The 20,654-nt window shown below is 74.2% G+C and carries 16 protein-coding genes and 3 tRNA genes; 1 reads left to right on the top strand and 18 read right to left on the bottom strand.

Annotated elements, in window-relative coordinates; all coding sequences use genetic code 11:
- Positions 1–197: 197 nt before the first annotated feature.
- The 15 genes from ACFXOZ_RS26340 to ACFXOZ_RS26270 all read right to left on the bottom strand — a co-directional run bounded on the left by ACFXOZ_RS26340 (position 198) and on the right by ACFXOZ_RS26270 (position 15,787).
- Positions 198–2,795, bottom strand: coding sequence for a ComEC/Rec2 family competence protein (locus ACFXOZ_RS26340; protein WP_380593012.1), 2,598 nt, complete (start codon positions 2,793–2,795; stop codon positions 198–200).
- Between the two features lie 85 nt (positions 2,796–2,880).
- Positions 2,881–3,807 (bottom strand): helix-hairpin-helix domain-containing protein, encoded by a 927-nt coding sequence (locus ACFXOZ_RS26335; RefSeq protein ID WP_380593011.1) that lies wholly within the window; start codon positions 3,805–3,807, stop codon positions 2,881–2,883.
- A 156-nt stretch (positions 3,808–3,963) separates the two neighbouring features.
- Positions 3,964–4,809, bottom strand: a complete 846-nt coding sequence (locus tag ACFXOZ_RS26330; protein WP_375896665.1) for a DegV family protein — start codon at positions 4,807–4,809, stop codon at positions 3,964–3,966.
- 81 nt (positions 4,810–4,890) lie between these two features.
- The gene (locus ACFXOZ_RS26325; protein ID WP_380593009.1) at positions 4,891–5,664 is read right to left on the bottom strand and encodes a hypothetical protein; all 774 of its coding nucleotides are present in this window, start codon (positions 5,662–5,664) and stop codon (positions 4,891–4,893) included.
- Between the two features lie 298 nt (positions 5,665–5,962).
- Positions 5,963–8,878: a leucine--tRNA ligase gene (gene leuS, locus ACFXOZ_RS26320; RefSeq protein ID WP_380593007.1), complete on the bottom strand. Its 2,916-nt coding sequence runs from the start codon at positions 8,876–8,878 to the stop codon at positions 5,963–5,965.
- 368 nt (positions 8,879–9,246) lie between these two features.
- Positions 9,247–10,563 carry a hypothetical protein gene (locus tag ACFXOZ_RS26315; protein ID WP_380524806.1) on the bottom strand — a complete coding sequence of 439 codons (1,317 nt, stop codon included), beginning with the start codon at positions 10,561–10,563 and terminating at the stop codon, positions 9,247–9,249.
- Positions 10,564–10,660: 97 nt separating this feature from the next.
- Positions 10,661–10,733 (bottom strand) — tRNA-Ala (locus tag ACFXOZ_RS26310).
- Between the two features lie 334 nt (positions 10,734–11,067).
- Positions 11,068–11,140 (bottom strand) — tRNA-Ala (locus tag ACFXOZ_RS26305).
- Between the two features lie 55 nt (positions 11,141–11,195).
- Positions 11,196–11,268: transfer RNA gene (locus ACFXOZ_RS26300), tRNA-Ala, on the bottom strand.
- 152 nt (positions 11,269–11,420) lie between these two features.
- Complete coding sequence (locus ACFXOZ_RS26295; RefSeq protein ID WP_375896681.1) at positions 11,421–12,068, bottom strand: histidine phosphatase family protein; 648 nt, start codon at positions 12,066–12,068, stop codon at positions 11,421–11,423.
- On the bottom strand, positions 12,065–12,523 hold the full coding sequence (gene rsfS / locus ACFXOZ_RS26290; protein ID WP_375896675.1) for a ribosome silencing factor: 459 nt from the start codon (positions 12,521–12,523) through the stop codon (positions 12,065–12,067). The genes ACFXOZ_RS26295 and rsfS overlap by 4 nt, the downstream gene beginning before the upstream one ends.
- A 137-nt stretch (positions 12,524–12,660) precedes the next feature.
- Complete coding sequence (locus ACFXOZ_RS26285; protein WP_380593005.1) at positions 12,661–14,568, bottom strand: LCP family protein; 1,908 nt, start codon at positions 14,566–14,568, stop codon at positions 12,661–12,663.
- A gap of 13 nt (positions 14,569–14,581) precedes the next feature.
- The gene (nadD, locus tag ACFXOZ_RS26280) at positions 14,582–15,214 is read right to left on the bottom strand and encodes a nicotinate-nucleotide adenylyltransferase (RefSeq protein WP_375893133.1); all 633 of its coding nucleotides are present in this window, start codon (positions 15,212–15,214) and stop codon (positions 14,582–14,584) included.
- 124 nt (positions 15,215–15,338) lie between these two features.
- Positions 15,339–15,488, bottom strand: coding sequence for a hypothetical protein (locus ACFXOZ_RS26275; RefSeq protein WP_350505430.1), 150 nt, complete (start codon positions 15,486–15,488; stop codon positions 15,339–15,341).
- Positions 15,489–15,640: 152 nt separating this feature from the next.
- Positions 15,641–15,787 (bottom strand): hypothetical protein, encoded by a 147-nt coding sequence (locus tag ACFXOZ_RS26270; protein WP_188306314.1) that lies wholly within the window; start codon positions 15,785–15,787, stop codon positions 15,641–15,643.
- 308 nt (positions 15,788–16,095) lie between these two features.
- On the opposite strand from ACFXOZ_RS26270, the gene ACFXOZ_RS26265 reads away from it, so the two are divergent.
- Entirely contained in the window at positions 16,096–17,184 is a 1,089-nt protein-coding gene (locus ACFXOZ_RS26265; RefSeq protein ID WP_380403592.1) for a M48 family metallopeptidase, read from the top strand.
- Between the two features lie 141 nt (positions 17,185–17,325).
- Here ACFXOZ_RS26265 and ACFXOZ_RS26260 read toward each other — a convergent pair whose 3' ends face one another.
- The 3 genes from ACFXOZ_RS26260 to ACFXOZ_RS26250 form a co-directional block, all read right to left on the bottom strand.
- A complete protein-coding gene (locus ACFXOZ_RS26260; RefSeq protein ID WP_375893131.1) occupies positions 17,326–18,387 on the bottom strand; it encodes a hypothetical protein in 1,062 nt (353 codons plus the stop codon).
- Between the two features lie 105 nt (positions 18,388–18,492).
- A complete protein-coding gene (locus ACFXOZ_RS26255) occupies positions 18,493–19,068 on the bottom strand; it encodes a hypothetical protein (RefSeq protein ID WP_375893129.1) in 576 nt (191 codons plus the stop codon).
- 112 nt (positions 19,069–19,180) lie between these two features.
- Positions 19,181–20,503 carry a glutamate-5-semialdehyde dehydrogenase gene (locus tag ACFXOZ_RS26250; RefSeq protein WP_380593002.1) on the bottom strand — a complete coding sequence of 441 codons (1,323 nt, stop codon included), beginning with the start codon at positions 20,501–20,503 and terminating at the stop codon, positions 19,181–19,183.
- Between the last annotated feature and the right edge of the window lie 151 nt (positions 20,504–20,654).

Raw genomic sequence — 20,654 nt, 5'->3', positions numbered from 1 at the left:
CAACACCCGGGTTTTGCGGGGCGCCCCCCTGGTGTTTTTCCGCCTTCGGGTGGGGCCTTCCGCGGGGGGGGCGGGGGGGGCGGCCCGCCCCCGCGCCGCAATCCCTTTCCCCGGGGCCCCCGCCCCCGCCCCCCTCCACCTCCCCCACCCCTACCCCCTGCCCACCCCACCCCGTGGAGGGAAGAAGGAGAGCGGGGTCACTCGGGCGGGGCGCGGGGCCCACGGGTGGAGTGCCCCGGGGCGGTGTGCCCGGCGCGGGTGCCGTGGGCGGGCTGGGGGTGGACGGCGACGGCGAGGGTGGACGGGGAGTCGCCGGTCACGGCGATGTCCCCCGCCCGGTCGGTGCGCAGCACAGTGGCACCCGACGCACGCAAGCGGTCGACGGTACGGGGCGACGGATGCCCGTACGGGTTGCCCTCGCCGCAGGAGATCAGGGCAAGCCGGGGCCGCAGGGCACCGGTCAGGTCCCAGTCCTGGTGGGCCGAGCCGTGGTGCGCGACCTTCAACACGTCCACTCTCCCGAGGCGCCCCAACAGGGCCGACTGGGCGGGCGGTTCGAGGTCACCCAGCAGTGCCATCCGCAGACCGCCGGCCGAGGAGACGAGCAGTGCCACGCTCGCGTTGTTCGCTCCCGGCGCTTCGACGGCCGCCCCTGGAGCGGGCGACACCACGTCCCAGGACAACTCCGCACCGGCCGAACGCCGTTCACCACGCCCCGCACGCAACAGCGGTACGCCTGCGCCCGCCGCCCAGGCCGTCACCCGGGCCGCCTCTCCCGGTGGGTCGTCCAGCACCGTGCCCTCCACCGCGCCCACCTGGCGCCCCCGCAACACCCCCGGCACGCCTTCGACGTGGTCCGCGTGGAAGTGCGTCAGGAGCAGGAGCGGCACGGTCGTGATGCCGAGCTCCCGCAGGCAGCGGTCGGCGGCGTCCGGATCCGGCCCGGTGTCGATCACCACCGCGCTGTCCGGCGCACCGGTCGACAGGGCCAACATGTCTCCCTGCCCGACGTCGCACATCACCAGCCGCCACCCCGGCGGCGGCCAGCCCGTGGCGATCCGGGCCAGCTGCGGCGGGCGCAGCAGCACGCCCAGCAGCACCACCAGCAGAACGCCGGTCACCACGGCCCGGGCCCAACGACGACGGGCACCCGCCGGACGGCCGGACTCCACTCGGCGGGGCAGCAGCAGCGGCGCCACCCAGCAGGCCGCCAGGGTCGCCAGGGCGACCGTCGCCACCCCGAACCAGCCTCCGGGCCACGACAGTTGCCCACCGGGCAGCTCGGCCCCGCGCCGACCGACGAAGGCCAGCCAGCCGGCCGGCACCCCGGCGGGCTCGGCCAGCAGCCGGGCCAGGGACGGGAAGAACGGTTGCAGCGCGAGCACCCCGAAGCCGAGCAGCGTCGCCGGCGCCACCGCCAGTTCGGCCAGCAGGTTGCACGGCACCGCGACCAGGCTGATGTGCCCGGACAGCACCACCGTCACCGGTGCGCACAGTGCCTGCGCCGCCGCCGTGGCCGCCAGCGCACCCGCCAGGTGGTGCGGCCAGCGCCTAGCCCGTAGGGACTCGGCCCAGTGCGGCCCGAGGACGAGCAGCCCGGCGGTGGCGAGCACCGAGAGCAGGAAGCCGAAGGAGCGCGCCAGGTACGGGTCCAGCAGCACCAGGACCAGGACGGACCCGGCGAGCGCCGGTACGGCCTGGCGGGGGCGGCCGGTGGCCAGGGCCAGCATGCCGATCAGTCCCGTGCCCGCCGCCCGCAGCACGCTGGGTTCGGGTCGGCAGACCGTCACGAAGGCCAGGGTCAGCGCCGTACCGGCCAGGGCACTGGTGCGCAGCGACAGCCCCGACAGCGCGGCCAGTCCGCGCCGTTCCGCCGTGCCGGCCTGCGCCGGTGCACCCAGCAGTACGCCGAGGACGATCGCCAGGTTGGCCCCGCTGACGGCCACCAGGTGCACCAGGTCGGTGGCCCGGAAGGCGTCCACCAGGTCGTCGGGCAGTCGCGAGGTGTCGCCGACGACCAGCCCGGGGAGCAGCCCGCGCGCGTCCGGCGGGAGCCCGTCGCTGGCCGTGCGCAGGCCTTCGCGCAGCCGCCCGGCGATCCGCTGCGGCAGGCTCGGCGGTGCGAGCTGCCGGGGCGGGCCGTGGACGAGCAGCAGTGCCGCGGACTCGGTGTCGTAGCCCGCTCCCGCCGGCCGCACCTCGGCCTCGACGGCCAGCCGCTCGGACGGCAGCAGCCGCAGCCAGGAGTCGCTCTCCGGCCCGCGGACCATGACCGTCACCGGGGTGTGTGTCCGGGTGGCCCGTCCGTCCGGGAGGACGGTCGCGCGGTCGGCCACGGCCTCGACGGTGAGGAGGCTCTGCCCACCGGTGGTGCCGCCCCGGGAGGTGTGGACCTTGGGGTCCCCCGCGACGGTCAGCTCCACCTCGACCGCCGTGGCGGGCGTGCCCGGGGCGCGCGGCGGCGCGTGCTCGGCCGCACGGGCGAGCTCCGGCAGCGGGCCCCGGTGCAGGTCGGCGGTGTGCAACGGGGTCGCGATCGCGGCCGCCGCACCGGTGAGCAGGACGGCCGCCAACGCCACTGCCGCCCCGCGCCGGGGCAGCAGGCCCGGTCGGGCGAGCAGCAGGACGGCTGCGAGCACGGCGGCACCCGCCGACAGCAGGATGAGCGGCTCGGACCCCGGTTCCACGGGCAGGAGCACCGCTGTGACCAGCCAGGCCGAGACGGCGGGCAGCAGCAGTCGGAAGTCGGCGCCCGAGGAGCGGGTGCGCGGGAGCGGCGCGGTGGTGGCGGTCACGGCGGTACCTCCTTTCGGCATCGGCGAGGGGCCCGCAACGGGGCCGGAAGTGGGACGGGAACAGAGGGACGGGAACAGGGGGACGTCAGAGGGTGAGGAGCGGACGGAGTTCGGCGAAGGTGCGGGCACCGATGCCGCTGACCTGCCGGAGCTGGTCGACCGAGCGGAACGAACCGTGCGAGGCGCGGTAGGCGAGGATGCGCTGGGCGAGGGTCGGGCCGACGCCCGGGAGGGCGTCGAGCTGTTCGAGGGTGGCGCGGTTGAGACTGACGGGTGGCCGGGGCGTACCGGCACCGGGCAGTCCGCCGGCGCCTCCGGGAGCGGGGACGGGTACGGGAACGAGCGCCTGCTCACCGACCGTGATCTGCTCACCGTCCGTCAGGACGCGGGCCAGGTTGAGGCTCCGGGTGTCCGTCTCCGGCAGCGGACCGCCAGCCGCCCGCAGCGCGTCGGCCACCCGCGATCCCCCGGGCAGGGTGTGCAGACCGGGCAGGTGGACCCGGCCGCCGACGTCGATGACGACGGCGGGCTCGGCGCCCGGGCCCGCGGGGCCCGTGGGTGGCCCGGCCCCGCTGCCGGGCGGGCCGTCGGTGGCGGGCGGGCCCGGCTCCGGCGGCGCCGACGCGGCCGCCAGTGCCGGAACGGCGACCGCCTCCGGTCGGGCCAGCCAGAAGTGCTGCACGGCGTAGCCCACCGCGAAGAGGAGCAGGACGGCCAGCCCGGCCACCGCCCGCCGGTCGAGCGCCAGCGCCGAGGCGAACCGCAGCCGCGCCCCGCCGCCCGGCGGATCGGGGAGGTGCACCGGCTCGGGCGGGCCGGCCCCCGGCGGCACTGCGGCAGGCGGTACGGCCGTCACCGGACCACCCTCCGGCGGCTGGCCGGCAGTCGGCTCACGGCCCGCCGGCTCGCTGACCACCGGCTCGTCCTCTGTCGGCAACAGCGCCGCCATCCGCAGCCGTACCGTCTCGTCGATCGCTTGGCGCTTCGCCGCGCCCAGGCCCAAGGTCGTCATGGCGAGGACGCTAGGAGCACCTCGCGAAACCCGCGGAAATTTCCGAAAGCCTGTGGAAAACCCTGGGGCTGTGGATAAAAAGTGTCACTCACACGAGTGGCCACACCATCACGCGATTGACCCGAGCCGCCTCGACCCGCCCATCCCCCCGCCGCCTCAGCGCGGCGCGACCACCACCGCCAGCAGCCCCGGCCCGACGTGCGCGCCGATCACCGCCCCGACCTCGCCCACGTACAGCTCCCGCAACCCCGGCACCCGCGCCCGCAGCCGCTCCGCGAGCTGCTCGGCCCGCTCCTCGGCGGCCAGGTGGTGGACGGTGATGTCCACCTCGCCCTCCCCCGAGCGCTCGACCGCGATCTCCTCCAGTCGGGCGATCGCCCGCGACGCCGTCCGCACCTTCTCCAGCGGCTCGATCCGCCCCCCGTCCAGGTGCAGCAACGGCTTGACCGCCAGCGCCGAACCCAGCAGCGCCCGCGCCGCCCCGATCCGCCCGCCCCGGCGCAGGTGCTCCAGGGTGTCCACGTAGAAGAAGCCGCTGGTCCCGGCCGCCCGATCGGTCGCCGCCCCGGCCGCCTCCGCGAGGCCCAGGCCGGCCTCGATCGCCTCGGCCGCCGCCAGCACGCCGTACCCGAGGGCCATTCCGACCAGTCGGCTGTCGACCACCCGCACGGGCACCGGCGCCTCGGCGGCAGCCAGCCGGGCGGCCTCGACCGTGCCGGACAGTTCGCCGGAGATGTGCACCGACACGATTCCCCGCGCCCCGGCCTCGGCGGCCGCCCGGTAGGTGGCGGCGAAGGTCTCCGGGTTGGGCCGTGAGGTGGTCACCCGCTGCTTGCCGCGCAGCGCCTCGGCGACGTCCTTCGGGGAGATCTCGACGCCCTCGCAGCGGACCTCGTCACCGACCGCGACGCTCAGCGGTACCACCGTGATCCCGTGCCGGTCGAGCGCCGCCTGCGGCAGGTAGGCCGTGGAATCGGTGACAAGTGCGAGGTCGGAGGGCATGAGGCGGAGGTTACTCCCCGTTCGTCCGGGATGACAGCAGCTGTCCGCGCGCTCCTGAGCGGGCCCGGCCGCGGGCGGGAATCAGCTCGCGGACGGCCCCGTGGAGGGCCCCGCCGACGGCTTCCGCAGCCGCTGCGCCAGCTTCGCCAGCGGGTCGGCCAGCCCGAGGATGTCCTCGGCGTTGGGCCGCCCCCTGCCGTCCGTCAGCCCGGCCCGGGCCGCACCGGCACCGGCACCCGCACCCCCGCCTGCCCCCGCACCAGCACCAGCACCAGCACCCGAGCCGGCAGCACCGCCCCCCGCCGTGTCCCAGTGCCGCAGCGCCCCCGCCTCGCTCTCGCACTCCTGGCTCAGCCGGCTCAGCTCGTCGTCCGCGAACCGGTGCATCCGGTCCTGGGCCGCCCACCGCATGGTCTCCGCGGCGTGGGTGATCCGCTCCGCGCGCTCGCGCAGTTCCGGCAGCTTGGCCGCGATCCGCGTGGTGTCCGGCTCGCGTTCCAGCACCCGCAGCTCGCCGTCCAGCTCGGCCGCGTGCGCGTCGAGCCGGGTGAGCAGCGCGAGCGACTCGCCGAGCTGGCCGTCCTGCTCCAGCCCGCCCTCCAGCACCTGTCGGGTGCCGTCCAGCGAGGTCCGCAGCTGGAGGCGGACGGTGGCGATCTGCGCGGGCGGGCCGACCTTGGTGTACTTCTTCGCCTTGAGGGTGGCGGTCTCGACGGCGCGCCGGGCGTTGGCCTCGTGCCTCTCGACCTTCGCGGCAACGGCCTTGGCCGCCTTGACCGTGCCGACCACGGCCAGGACGAGCGTCGCGACCCCGAAGAGCAGGACCAAGCCGATCATCACGCCGAACACGTCCATCGCGCGTCACCTTCCGCCGCCGTTTCGGCCCCCACCGGGCCCAACGCGGGCCGCACTGCCGTGGGTTCCACCGTAGCCGCCGCACCCGGGCCCGGAAGGCCCGGAACGGGCCCGGCGGACGGAGATCAGGGACAGATCCGGGATCTCCCGGAGGGCCCGCACCCGATCCACCTGCGCCTCTGCACCCCTGCGCCTCTGCACCCTGCGCCCTCGCACGAGGTCCGGACAGAACACCGGGCGGGCGCCCCGAAGGACACCCGCCCGATCAACTCCAGTCCGGAGCCGTCCCGAACCGACCTCAGCCGGTCACGATGTTCACCAGCTTCGGCGCCCGCGCGATCACCTTCCGCACCGCCGCGTCACCGATCGCCGCGACCACCGCCGGGTCCGCCAGCGCCAGCGTCTCCAGCTCCGCGTCCGTGATGCTCGGCGCGACCTCCAGCCGGGCCTTGACCTTGCCCTTGATCTGCACCACGCAGGTCACCGACTCGTCGACCACGTACGCCGGGTCCGCGACCGGGTAGTCGGTGTGCGCCAGCGACTCGCCGTGGCCCAGGCGGCGCCACAGCTCCTCGGCGATGTGCGGGGCCAGCGGCGCGACCATCAGCACCAGCTGCTCGGCCACGGCCCGCGGCGTGGAGCCGCGCTTGACCAGGTAGTTGTTCAGCTCGATCGCCTTGGCGACGGCCGTGTTGAAGCGCAGCCCGGCCATGTCGCCGCGGATGCCGTCGATCGCCTTGTGCAGGGCGCGCAGCGTCGCGTCGTCCGGCTCCTCGTCCGTGACGACCAGTTCGCCGGTGCCCTCGGAGACGACGTTGCGCCACAGCCGCTGCAGGAAGCGGTAGGAGCCGACGACGGCCCGGGTGTCCCACGGACGGGAGACGTCCAGCGGGCCCATCGACATCTCGTACAGGCGCAGGGTGTCCGCACCGTACTCGTCGGCGATCTCGTCCGGGGCGACGGCGTTCTTCAGGGACTTGCCCATCTTGCCGGCCTCGCGCTTGACCGGCTCGCCCTGCCAGAAGTACTTGCCGTCGCGCTCCTCGATCTCGGCGGCGGGCACCGGGAAGCCGCGCTCGTCGCGGTAGACGTCCGCGGTGATCATGCCCTGGTTGAACAGCTTGTGGAACGGCTCGACGGAGGAGACGTGCCCCAGGTCGTGCAGCACCTTGTGCCAGAAGCGGGCGTACAGCAGGTGCAGCACGGCGTGCTCGGCGCCGCCGACGTACAGGTCGGCGCCGCCGGCCGGCTTGGCCTCGGTGGGGCCCAGCCAGTAGCGCTCGTTGGCCGGGTCGGCCACCGCGTCGGCGTTGGTCGGGTCGACGTAGCGCAGGTCGTACCAGCAGGAACCCGCCCAGTTGGGCATGGTGTTGGTCTCGCGGCGGTAGCTGCGGACGCCGTCGCCCAGGTCCAGCTCGACGTTGACCCAGTCCTCGTTGCGGGACAGCGGGGTCTCCGGCGAGGAGGCCGAGTCGAACGCGTCGTAGGTGCGCGGCGAGTAGTCGTCGACCTCGGGGACCTCGACCGGCAGCATCGACTCGGGCAGCGCGTGCATCACGCCGTCCTCGTCGTAGACGATCGGGAACGGCTCGCCCCAGTACCGCTGGCGGCTGAACAGCCAGTCGCGCAGGCGGTAGTTGACGGTGCCCTCGCCGATGCCGCGCTCGGCCAGCCAGGCGGTGGCGGCGGCCTTGGCGTCGACCACGCTCAGCCCGTCCAGGGACAGCGACGAGGACCGGGACCCAGACTGCGCCGAATCACCCTCGGAGCGCACCGAGTTGACGATGACCGAGTCGTAGGTGTCGAAGGCGTCGTCCCACTCCGCCGGGTCCGAGCCGCGCCCGTCGGTGGGCTCGACGACGCAGCGCATCGGCAGCGCGAAGGCGCGGGCGAAGGCGAAGTCGCGGTGGTCGTGGGCGGGGACGGCCATGATGGCGCCGGTGCCGTAGCCCATCAGCACGTAGTCGGCGATGAACACCGGGACGGACGCGCCGCTGACCGGGTTGACGGCGTAGGCGCCGGTGAAGACGCCGGTCTTGACCTTGGCCTCGACCTGGCGCTCGACGTCCGACTTGGCGGCGGCGGTGGCCCGGTAGGCGGCGACGGCCTCGGCGGGGGTGGCGGCGCCGCCGGTCCACTCGGCGGGCACGCCCTCCGGCCAGGCGGCGGGCACGATCGAGTCGACCAGGTCGTGCTCGGGCGCCAGCACCATGTAGGTGGCGCCGAACAGGGTGTCGGGCCGGGTGGTGAAGACGGTGATCTTCCCGCCGTCGACCGCGAAGTCGACCCGGGCGCCCTCGGAGCGGCCGATCCAGTTGCGCTGCTGCAGCTTGATGGCCTCGGGCCAGTCCAGCAGGTCCAGGTCGGCGATCAGGCGGTCGGAGTACGCGGTGATGCGCATCATCCACTGGCGCAGGTTGGACTTGAACACCGGGAAGTTGCCGCGCTCGGAGCGGCCGTCCGCGGTGACCTCCTCGTTGGCCAGCACGGTGCCCAGGCCCGGGCACCAGTTGACCGGCACCTCCTTGGCGTACGCCAGGCGGTACTCGCCCAGCACCTCGTCGCGCTCACCGGCGGTCAGTTCGGCCCAGGCGCGGCCGCCCGGCACCTCACGCTCGCCGGACTCGAACCGGGCGACCAGCTCGGCGATCGGGCGGGCCTTGCCGGCCGCCTCGTCGTACCAGGAGTTGAAGATCTGCAGGAAGATCCACTGCGTCCAGCGGTAGTAGTCCGGGTCGATCGTGGAGATCGAGCGGCGCGGGTCGTGGCCCAGGCCCAGCCGGCGCAGCTGGTGGCGCATGTTGGCGATGTTGGCCTCGGTGGAGACCCGCGGGTGGGTGCCGGTCTGCACCGCGTACTGCTCGGCGGGCAGGCCGAAGGCGTCGTAGCCCAGCGTGTGCAGCACGTTGTGGCCGGTCATCCGCTGGTAGCGGGCGAAGACGTCGGTGGCGATGTAGCCCAGCGGGTGGCCGACGTGCAGGCCCGCGCCCGAGGGGTACGGGAACATGTCCATGATGAAGCTGTGCGGCTTCGCGGCGACGTCGCCGGCGGCCGGGTCGGCCAGCTCACCGGTGGGGTTGGGGGCGTGGAAGGTGCCCTCCTTCTCCCAGATGTCCTGCCAGCGGGACTCGATCTCCGCCGCCAGCGCGGCGCTGTACCGGAACGGCTCGGTCGCGGTCTCGGCCGCGCCGGACGCAGGGGTCGTCTCGCTCATGGTCCTTCAAGCTCCATCGGTGTCAGTTGGCGAACCGCGACGCGGCCGACCGTGGACCCCTCCCACGGCGCGGGCGGGGGCGGAAAACAAAAAATCCCCTCGCAGGAGGGGACGCCACGCCGACTCCGGCACCGCCCGAGGGCGCGGCCGGTCCTGGTCAGCGCGGCCGGCTAAGGAGCAGGCGCACGGTTCGCATGGGCTCAGGGTACCGCAAGCAGGTCAGGGCTCTCCTGGCCGTCCCACCGGCGGCACCGCGCCCCTGCGGCCCCCACAGCCAACCGCGCCGCGCCACCGACCGCCGCACAGCCGCCCACCCCCACAGCCGACCGCCGACCGCCGAACCACGGCCAACCGCCCACCCCCACCGCCTACGGCGCAGCCGCCCGCGCCGTCCCGCCGTCCCGCAGCCCCGCCGCCTCGAAGTCCCGCAGCGCCCGGGCCAGCCGCTCCGACTGCATCCCCGCCGCGAGCGCGCGCGCCAGCCCCGCCGTCCGGGCAGCCTCCCGCTGGTCGCCGAGCCGCCGGTGGGTCTCGGCCAGCCGGACCATCAGCAGCGCCTTGGACCGGGCGCGCCCCGACCCGAGCCCGGCGACGGCCTCGGCGAGCAGGGCCTTCGCCATCCGGTGCTGACCGAGCGCCAGCCGCCCCTCCCCCACCATCCCGGCGAGGTCGGCCCGGGCCTCCTCGGTGCCGGGGACGCCGTCGATCTCGGCGAAGGCCCGGGCGGCGGCCGCCTCGGCCTGGTCGGCCTCGCCGCGGCGGCCGTGGGCGCGGGCGATCCTGCCGTACTGGCGGGCCCGCCCGGTGGGGCTGAGTGCGGGCCCGTGGGCGTCCAGGGCGGTGCGCAGCGCGGTGACGGCGTCCAGGCCGCGCCCGCCGCTGCCCTGGGTGGCGAGGGCCACCAGCGCGCCGAGCCCGGCGACCCCGAGCCGGACGTCGCCGCTGACGTGGGCGGCGCGCAGCGCGGCGACGAAGGCCCGCTGGGCGGCCGCGTCGTGGCCGAGGTCGAACGCGGCCCAGCCGGCCAGCCGGGCCAGCCTGCTGGCGGTGCCGTACAGTTCGCGGCCGAGTCGTTCGTCGTACGCGCCGAGCTCCAGGAGCTTTGCCAGCATGGCGAGTTCGGCGCGGGTGGGGCCGAGGACGAGGCCGCCGCCGCAGGAGCGTTCGAGGCGCTGCTTGCTGCGGTAGGAGAGGCCGAGCTCGCCGGCCAGGGTGGGGTCGACGCGCAGCGCGCCCTCGCCGCCGCCGACCGGCGGTGGCGGTGAGGAGAGCCGTTCGGCGGCGTGGTCGAGGTCGGCGCTGCGGAACAGGTCGGTGAGCCGGACCGGTCCGGCGTCGGTGGCGGCCTCGCGCAGCGCGGTCTGGGCGGTGTCGGCGGTCCACGGGTCGGTGAGCAGCCGGGGCGAGAGGATCTTGGCGCCGCGGTGGCCGCCCATGCGGCCCCAGAGCTGCTCGTAGGTGACGGCTATGCCGAGGGTGCGGCTGAGCACCTCGCAGACCGTCTGGTCGTGCGGGCTGCGCGGCACCATGCCGCGGTCGCGCCACTTGTACGGGGCAGTGGAGCTGATCGCCAGGCCCGGCGGGAGGGCGAGGCTCACCTCACGGGCGAGCCGTTCCGGACTCCAGCCGAGCTGGTGCAGTATCCGGGCCAGCTCCTCGTTCCGCCTTCGCTGCAGATCGGCCATGGCACGACGGTAGCGGTCTTTCCCTCCCGTCCGCCGGTGGCATGCACACAACGGCGAAGAGCCGCCCCCCGTAACGGGAGGCGGCTCTTGACCACTGTGGAGCTATGGGGAATTGAACCCCAGACCTCTTGCATGCCATGCAAGCGCTCTACCAACTGAGCTATAGCCCCTTGACCTGCGATGTCGCCGGGTTTCCCGTCGTTTCCGTCCGGTTTCCCTCGGCGACATCGACTACTTTACACGGTCCTGGGGGTGCTCCTGAAATCCGCTTCCCGGGCCGGTCACCGCACCCCCGGTCACCGCGCCCCCGGTCCCCGAGCCGACCCGACCCGACCCGACCCGAGCCGAGCCGAGCCGAGCCGCCTGGCACCGTCCCCGCCGGCACCCGGGCGAACAGCAGGGCGCGGGTACGGGGCACAGGAACCCGAGGGCCCCCACCCCGCGATCCCCTTCCAGGAAGCACGAAAGGCCGCCACCCTCAGGTGACGGCCTCTCGAACCACTGTGGAGCTATGGGGAATTGAACCCCAGACCTCTTGCATGCCATGCAAGCGCTCTACCAACTGAGCTATAGCCCCGCGACACTGGCGACCTGGCTCCGGAACTCCGATTTCCACGACCGCCGATGCGGAGTGGAGCTATGGGGAATTGAACCCCAGACCTCTTGCATGCCATGCAAGCGCTCTACCAACTGAGCTATAGCCCCGCACTCGCCGGATCTCCCGCTTCCCTTCCGGGCCGCGTTCCTTCCCTGCGAACGAGGAAGACTCTAGCTGGTCAGGCCCGGAACTGCGAAATCCGCTCCTTCCGGGCCCCTCGAAGCCCCCGTCGCCGAGTGCCGTCAGGTGCCGAGTGCCGTCAGGTGTCGTCGCCGATCACCGGCTGCGGGAGCGTGCCCGCGTTGTGCTCCAGCAGACGCCAACCGCGCGCCCCCCTGCCGAGCACCGACCAGCAGCAGTTGGACAGCCCGCCGAAGCACTCCCACACGGGAGGCTCCAGTCCCAGCAGCCGCCCGAGCATGGTCCGGATGGTGCCGCCGTGGCTGACCACGACCAGGGTGCCGTTCTCCGGCAGCTTGGCGACCGCCTCCAGCACCACCGGCACCGAGCGGTCGGCGACCTCGGTGGACAGCTCGCCGCCACCGCGGCGCACCGGCTCCCCGGCCGCCCAGGCCGCGTACTCCTCCGGGTGGCGCTCACGGATCTCGGCGTTGGTCAGGCCCTGCCAGGAGCCCGCGTAGGTCTCCCGCAGCCCCTCGTGGTGCTGCACGTCCAGTCCGGTGACCCGGGCCAGCTCGTCGGCGGTGCGCCGGGCGCGCTTGAGGTCCGAGGAGATCAGCAGGTCGGGGTGCAGGCCGGAGAGCAGCCGGGCCGCCCGCTGGGCCTGCAGCACGCCCTGGCCGGTCAGGTCGATGTCCGTGGTGCCCTGGAAGCGCGATTCGAGGTTCCAGGAGGTCTGGCCGTGCCGCCAGAAGACGACGCGCGGGCCGCGCGCATCCCTGCTCAGTGCAGGTCCTCGGGCTTGCCGAAGTCGTCGGCCGGGGCGACGGCGTTGCCGGCGTCGTCGGTGATCGCGTCGGGGCGGTTGCGCGACTCCACGGCGTCCTCGGGCAGCGGCAGCTCGGGGCAGTCCTTCCAGAGGCGGTCCAGCGAGTAGAAGGAGCGCTCCTCGGAGTGCTGGACGTGCACGACGATGTCCAGGTAGTCGAGCAGGATCCAGCGGCCCTCGCGCTCGCCCTCGCGGCGCACCGGCTTGATGTCCAGCTGCTCGCGCAGCTGGTCCTCGATCTCCTCGGCGATCGAGCGGACCTGGCGGTCGTTGTTCGCGGAGGCGATCAGGAAGGCGTCGGTGATCGACAGCACCTCGCTGACGTCGAAGGCGATGATGTTGTGCGCGAGCTTGTCGGCCGCCGCCTGGGCGGCGACGTTGATGAGCTGCTGGCTGTGGTCGGTGACGGTCACGGTGTTCTTCCGGCTCGGCGGCGTGGGACGGCCCCGGCACGGCGGCAGGGGTCGCCTTCCAGGATCTCACGCCGTCCCCGCGGCCTCGGAACGCATTTCCGGGGCCGCGGGGCGGGCGAGGTGCCGGAGCCGGTCCGCTACTGGGTCTTCGGCGGCTGGTAGTCCTTGCCGAGCACGACCACCAGGTCCGCGTTCTGGGCGTCGCCGACCTTCTTCACCGCCGTGTCCGGCAGCCCCAGGCTGGTCGCCAGGGACTTCGCCGCGCCCTGCCGGGCGTCGTCGGTGTAGCGGATCTCACTGGTGGCCTGCGGCGCGGTCTTGGCGCCGCCCGGGATGAACGTCAGGCCCGAGTTGACGATCTGGACCTGCGCCGCGGCGCCCGCCGCGTCGTTGCCGGAGGCGTCCTGGACCGAGACCCGGGCGGGGGCGTCGCCGGCCGCCGCGGACTTCACGGTGCCGCCGAGCACGTCCTTGACCTGCTTGCCGGCGGTCGCCTCGTCCAGGGTGCCGTCGGGCTTGACGGTCAGCGCGGTGGTGCCGAAGTGGCCGTCCTTGGCCTGCTGGGCGAGCTGGGTGAGCACGCCGGCCAGGGCGTCCTCGGGCAGCGAGGGGTCGAGCACCGCGTTCATCCGGTGCACGTCGTCCTTGGCGTCCTTGAACGTGGTCGGCATGGTGCGCACCACGGCGTCCATGACCTGGCCGAACCGGGCCAGCTGGGCGTCCCGGTTCTCGCCGGGCGCCTGGAGGGTGGCGTAGGCGACCGCGGCCTTCCCGCTGAGCAGGGTGTTCTTGCCCGCCGGGGAGAGCTGCTTGCCGTCCGGCTTGCCGCCCTCGCGGGTCTCGGCGTTGGTGTCCACCCGGACGCCGCCGAGCTGGGAGACCAGCAGTTCCAGGTACGGGGTGTCCAGCCGCCAGGTGCCGGCCACCGGGGCGCCGAGCACGGTGGACAGGCCGTCGCGGGTCGCCGAGGCGCCGATCGCGTCCATGGCCTGGCCGACCGTGGTCACCGGCGGGTCACCCGGGCCGGGCAGCCGCAGCACGTCGGGCAGCAGCAGCACCGTGCCCTTGTGCCCGGAGGCGTCGTCGACCAGCAGCGCGCTGGACACCTTGCCCTGGAGGTCGCGCAGGTGGACGACGTTGACCTGCCGCCCGCCCGCCGCGGCGGCCGCGGTCGGCTTGTCCCCGGTGAACCACAGGTAGCCGCCGACGCCGCCGGCCGCGAGCGCCAGCACCACGCCGAGGCCGACCAGCCGGTTCTTGAGCTTGCGGCGGCGCTCGGCGCGCACCTCGCTGCGGGACTCGGCGAACTTCAACCAGTCGATGACGTCCTCGGACTCCTCCGCCTCCTCGTCGACGAAGGTGAACTCGCCCGTCTGGTAGGAGTCCTTGGGCGCCCGGCTGCCGGCCTTGCCGGGACGGGCCCCGGCCACCTGCTCGGAGGGCGCGGCCTGCGCGGCCGGGGCGGCCTCCGCACCCGGCCGGGGGGTCCGGCGGCGCGGCGGCGGCACGGCGGCAGGCCCCGCCGGGGCGGACGGCTGCGGCACGGTCGGCTGCGGCTCGGCGACCACCGGCCCGGCCGGCGCGGCCGGCGCGGCCTGGTACGGCTGCTGCTGGTACGCCTGGTACCCCTGCTGCTGGTAGCCCCCGTACGAGTCCTGCCCGTACACCGGCTGCCCGTACTGGTCGTACGTCGGCGGCTCGTACGGCTGCGGCTCGTACCCCTGCTGCCCGTACGACTGCTGCTGCGGGAACTGCCCGCCCTGCTGGCCGCCCTGCTGGTAGCCCTGGGCCTGGGCCTGGGCCTGCTGCCCGCCGTACGAGCCCTGCCCGTACACCGGCTGCCCGTACTGGTCGTACGTCTGAGGCCCGTACGGCTGCTCCTCGTACTGCTGCCCGTACGCCGGGGGCTGCTGCTGCCCCTGCGGGTGCCCCTCGCCCTGGCCCTGGCCCTGGTACGACTGCTGGTACGGCTGCTGGTACTGGCCGGTGGACCACTCCTGCGGCTGCCCGCCGTTGCCGCTGCCGTTACCGCTGCGATCGGTCACGCCCGCTCCTGGCTCAGGTCCCGTGCGGCGCGTAGAGCGCCCGCTTGTCGATGTAGCGGACCACCCCGTCCGGGACGAGGTACCAGACCGGCTCGCCCTTGGCGACCCGGTTGCGGCAGTCCGTGGAGGAGATGGCCAACGCCGGGACCTCCACCAGGGAGACCCCGCCCACCGGAAGCCCGGCGTCCGACAGAGTGTGCCCCGGACGGGTGCAACCGATGAAGTGGGCCAGCGAGAAGAGTTCGTCCGAGTCGTGCCAGGACAGGATCTGGGCCAGCGCGTCGGCGCCGGTGATGAAGAAGAGGTCCGCGGCCGGGTGCAGGGAGTGCAGGTCGCGCAGGGTGTCGACGGTGTAGGTCGGGCCCTCGCGGTCGATGTCGATCCGGCTCACCGAGAACTGCGGGTTCTCGGCGGTGGCGATGACCGTCATCAGGTAGCGGTCCTCGGCCGGGGTGACCTGGCGGTCGCTCTTCTGCCACGGCTCACCGGTCGGGACGAAGATCACCTCGTCCAGGTGGAACGCGCTCGCCACCTCGCTCGCGGCGACCAGGTGGCCGTGGTGGATCGGGTCGAAGGTGCCGCCCATCACCCCGAGGCGCTTCTTCACCGGTTCCGGTCCGCCGGGATTCCCGGCCTGCTCTCCCATGCCGCCACACCTTACGCGACGCCCGTTGCGGTGCGGGAACGCCCGTGTGGGGGTTGTCCGCAGATGCGTGAGGGAGCGGCCGGCGCACCGGCCGGACGCTCCCCGAGCGGTCCCGGGACGGAGCTCAGCGGTCCCGGTTGAAGCGGGTGGTGATGAAGAGCAGGAGAACCAGGATGAACAGCGCGGCGCCACCCGTCAGCAGCGGGTTGAGGCTGTCGTGGTTGCCCCCCTCGGCGAGGAGGTTCAGGGCGGGGAGTGCGGCAGCAGTGCTCATGGTCGGCGGGACCTTCTCGGCTCGGTGACGGACCTGGGGGTGGTTCCGGGCCGGTGAGGGCCCAGCCGTCATCGTACGGGGGGTTACACGGCAACCGCTCGGCGGCCCACCGCCGCTGACCGGGCGTGAGCGAACCGAGGGGGACGCGGCGTCTACTGGCCCCGGAAGGCGCGGGCCATGATCCAGACCAGCAGGCCGATCCCGACGAAGGAGGCGATCACGATGATCCGCAGGAACAGGCCCGGGCCGGCCTCGTCGGAGATGGGTGCGGCCAGGCTGACCAGCGCTTCGGTGGACATCTGAGGGACTCCTCGAACTGCTCGGTACCGCGGCCGGGTCCGGTCTCGGTTCTCCAGGGCATTCAGGGTAAACCCGCCTCACACCGGCAGCGCCCACCGGCCCCCGCGCCGCGCCCGACCCACCACCGACCCGCCGCCAAGCCGCCGCCGCACCGCCACCGCGGCCGTGCCCGGGCCCGCCCCCGGGGACGAGTACGCAACCGCGGACGTTGCACAGGCAGTCGTTGCAGACGAGTCACTGCCGGCGAAGACCAGCGGGGGGCCGGGCGCTGCGCCGAGGCCGCCGTCGACCAGGAGGTACGCAGACCATGACCGACACGACCGCGAACGCACCGAGCCGCCGTCGTCAGCGCTTCCCCGAGATCTCCACCCGGGCCTGGGAGCACCCCGCCGACCGCTCGGCGCTGGTCGCCCTGCGCCGGCTCTCCGGCTTCGACGACGTCCTGCGCAAGCTCGCCGGGCTGGTCTCCGAGCGCTCGATCCGGCTGATGTTCCTGGCCACCGCCGTGAAGACCTCCGAGCGCCAGTTCCCCGAGCTGTACGGCATGGTCCGCGACGCCGCCTACGTGCTCGACCTGGAGCAGGTCCCCGACCTGTACGTCAGCCAGGACCCGACGGTCAACGCGTTCACCATCGGCATCGACACCCCGATCATCGTGGTCACCAGCGGCCTGGTAGAGCTGCTGGACGAGGAGGAGCTGCGCTCCGTCATCGGCCACGAGGTCGGCCACGCGATGTCCGGCCACGCGGTCTACCGGACGATGCTGATGATCCTCACCAACATCGCCACCCGGATCGCCTGGGTCCCGCTCGGCAACCTGGCGATCATGGCCATCGTCACCGCGCTCAAGGAGTGGTTCCGCAAGGCCGAGCTGTCCAGCGACCGGGCCGGCCTGCTCGCCGGGCAGGACCTCCAGGCGTCCATGCGGGCCCTGATGAAGCTGGCCGGCGGGCACAACCTGGCCGAGATGAACGTCGACGCCTTCCTGGAGCAGGCCGAGGAGTACGAGAAGGCCGGGGACCTGCGCGACGGCGTGCTCAAGCTGCTCCAGCTGCTGCCGCAGACCCACCCGTTCGCGGTGGTCCGGGTCGCCCAGCTCAAGAAGTGGGCGGAGAGCGACGAGTACCGCTCGATCCTGGCCGGCGCCTACCCGCGCCGCACCGACGACCCGGACACCTCGGTCGGCGAGCAGTGGAAGGCCGCCGCCGAGCACTACACGACCTCGGTGAAGGAGAGCAAGGACCCGCTGATGGGCCTGCTGCGGGACGTGGCCGGCGGCGCCGCGACGGTCGGCGGCAAGCTGCGGGACACCTTCACCGGTGGCGGCCGCAACGACTCCGGCCCCCGCAACGGCTCCGGGGAGCGCGGCGACTCCGGGAACCGCGCCGACGGCTGACCCCCGCCCCCGCCCTCTCCCCCGCCTCCTCCGACGGGACGGCCGGTGCCCCGCCCGGGTCACCGGCCACCCCGCCGCCGCCCCGCCGCCCCGCTGCCCAAGACGCCCCCGACGCCGCCACCACCCCGACGCCCGCCCCGCTCAGCTCCCGGCCAGCACCCCGCACACCTGCCAGGCCGGCCGCGCGTGGTTGCCCGGGTCGACCGGCGTCGGCGCGGCCACCGCGGTGCCCTGCGCGGTGGCCAGCACCGGCTGCAGGAAGCCCGCCATCGAGGCGGTGCACGGCTCCGGACCGGCCTGCAGCACCGCGTCCACCAGCCGCAGCTGCGCCTGCCCCAGGTCGACCCGGTCCAGCTGGAAGGTCAGCTCGCGCCGCACCGTCTCCAGGGTGACCGGGGCGCCGGCCGGGGCGCCGGCGGGCTTCAACGCGTAGACGAAGGTGTGGTCGGTGGTGATCTGCAGCGTGCCGCCGTCCGACTCGTCGACCCGCATCGCGCCGACCACCTTCACGGTGTCGGAGGCCAGCGCGACCTGCGCCGGGTCGAAGCGGACGATCCAGCCGGTCACCGCGTGGTGCCGGTCGTCCACCGGCTGGGCGACGCTCGCGTCGAACTGGGCCTGCTCACCGGGCGTGACGAAGACCCGCACGTCCGTGGTGGCGCCCTGGACCAGCTCCGCCGGCGCCAGCGAGGAGGCGACCAGGTAGCGCTGCACGGTGTCGAGGGCCTTGGTCACCTCGACCTTGCTGAAGTGCTCGGTGCCCGCGCCGCTCGGGGTGTTCAGTCCGGCCGCCCCGTCGCCGTACCCGGTCGGCAGCGCCGCGAACGGGTGCGCCGGGTCGGCGACCGGGCGCACGGCCGAAGCCGGGCTCAACGCGACCAGGCTGACGGTCAGTTGACTGCCCTCCGGCCGGGCCGGGATCCCCTTGGGCGAGTTCACCCCGAAGTACACCGCGGCCCCGAAGGCCAGCAGGATGAGCAGCAGCAGGGCCAGCGCCTGACGCGGCACGCTGCCCAGCGGCCCGAGCCGCACCCGGGCCCGGGTGGCCTTGCCGAAGGAGCCCGCGAGCCGCTCCCGGGCGGACAGTTCCTGGATCCGGGCAGCCCGGACGAACGACTCGTCGAAGACGACGGACCGGAACTCGTCCTCATTGCCGGAACCGCCCTCGGGCGTACCCTCAGGAGGCTCGCGCGGGTCACCCATAGCACCAGGGTAGGCGCACACCGGGCCCGCCACGAGGGCCCCGGCGCAGATTGCCGGGAACGCTCCGTGACCACCGCCCCGGGGCGTGCGCCCCCGGACACTCCCTTAGGGCGTCGACGCCGCCAGTGACGGCTCGGCCGGCACCGACCGCGGGTCCGCGCCCGGGCTGCTGCTGCCGGACTCCGGGCGCCGGGGCGCCCCCGAGGAGCCGCCCACGCCCTGGTAGACGGCCGCGACCGCCACCGCCACCAGGCTCACGCCCATGATCACGGCGAGCACCCAGGCCACCGGCCGGTGCCAGCGCTGCTGGGCCACGTACCGTCCGCGGGCCCGCACCGGGTCGTAGCGCCGCCCCCACCGCCGGCCCCGGCGGCCGGTCGCCCGGCCCGGGCCCGACCAGGGGTCGGGGTAGAGGTGGTCCTCGTCGAGTCCGCTCGGGTACGGGCGCAGCTCCAGCGGAAGCCCGTCCGCAGCCGGCACGTCATAGCTCCAGCCCGGTCCCGCGGAGTCCGGCTCGAACCGCGCCTCGGCGGCGGCGAGCTGCCGCTCCTTGGCGGTCGGCTCGTGCACGGCGGCGGACCGGACGAAGGCCTCATCGAAGACCACGGTGGCGAACTCGTCGTCCGCACCACCGTGGTCGGCGCCGTCGGGGTACGGCAAGCCCCCCACATCCTCAGCCACGGATTCAGCGTATTACCGGCCGGGCGATTTGTCTGTGGCTCCCGGCAGTTGGTCCGTCACCCGTGTGACGACCGCCCCGCGCGGCGCCCCGTTCGGCGCCCGCGCCCCGCCCTCACTCGGCGTCCGCGCCCCCGCCCACGGTCTGCGTCTCCTCGCCGCGGACGTGCCCGTCACCAGTGACGATGTACTTGGTGCTGGTCAGCTCCGGCAGGCCCATCGGGCCGCGGGCGTGCAGCTTCTGGGTGGAGATGCCGATCTCCGCGCCGAAGCCGAACTCACCGCCGTCGGTGAACCGGGTGGAGGCGTTGACGGCCACCGTGGTCGAGTCCACCAACTGGGTGAACCGGCGGGCGGCGGCCTGCGAGGTGGTGACGATCGCCTCGGTGTGGCCCGAGGACCAGCGGCGGATGTGCTCCACGGCCGCGTCCAGCGAGGGCACCACGGCCGCCGCCAGGTCGTACGAGAGGTACTCGGCGCCCCAGTCCTCGTCGGTGGCGGGCACCGCGGTGACGCCGGTGCCCTCGGCGGCCTTGAGCACCGCCTCGTCGCCGTGCACCGTCACCCCGGCCCCGGCCAGGGCGGCCAGCGCGAGCGGCAGGAAGGCGTCCGCGACGTCCTGGTGCACCAGCAGCGTCTCGGCGGAGTTGCAGACGCTGACCCGCTGCGCCTTGGAGTTCAGCAGGATGCCGACGGCCATCGCCAGGTCGGTCCGGGCGTCCACGTACACGTGGCAGTTGCCGGTGCCGGTCTCGATCACCGGGACGGTCGAACCCTCGACCACGGTACGGATCAGCGAGGCGCCGCCGCGCGGGATCAGCACGTCGACCAGGCCGCGGGCGCGCATCAGCTCCTGCACCGAGTCCCGGCTCTCCCCCGGGACGAGCTGGATGACGTCGGCCGGCAGCCCGGCCGCGACGACGGCGTCCCGCAGGACGGCGACCAGCGCGGTGTTGGAGCGGTAGGCGGAGGAGGAGCCGCGCAGCAGCACCGCGTTGCCGGACTTGAGGCAGAGCGCGGCGGCGTCCACGGTGACGTTCGGCCGGGCCTCGTAGATGATGCCGACCACGCCGAGCGGCACCCGCACCTGACGCACGTCCAGGCCGTTCGGCAGGGTGTAGCCGCGCACCACCTCGCCGACCGGGTCGGCCAGGCCGGCCACGTCGCGCACGTCCGAGGCGATCGCGGCGATCCGCTCGCCGGTCAGGCTCAGCCGGTCGACCACCGACTCGGCCGTCCCCGCCGCGCGGGCCCGGGCCACGTCCTCGGCGTTGGCGGCGACGATCTCGGCGCTGCGGGCGACCAGCGCGTCCGCGATCGCCAGCAGCGCGGCGTCCTTGGCCCGGCGCGGCAGCGGGGCGAGCGCGGCGGCCGCCTCCCGGGCACGGCGCGCTACGGCGAGGACGGGGCTGTCGGCGGTGGCGAGGTCGTTGGTCATGCCGCCAAGGGTAGCGACTGCCCCCGCGCCGCCGAGCCGTCATTTCGCCCGGTGAGACGGCGCCCGGACGGCTCCGCGCGCCCTCGGTACGGGCGCACCCACCATCGGTACGGCCGCGCCCCGCCCTCAGCACGGGCGTACCCCACCATCG

The organism is Kitasatospora sp. NPDC059160 (genome assembly GCF_042755465.1).
Classification (GTDB): Bacteria; Actinomycetota; Actinomycetes; order Streptomycetales; family Streptomycetaceae; genus Kitasatospora.
Note: the sequence above shows the minus strand (reverse complement) of the source record. Positions and strands in the feature narration are given on the sequence as shown.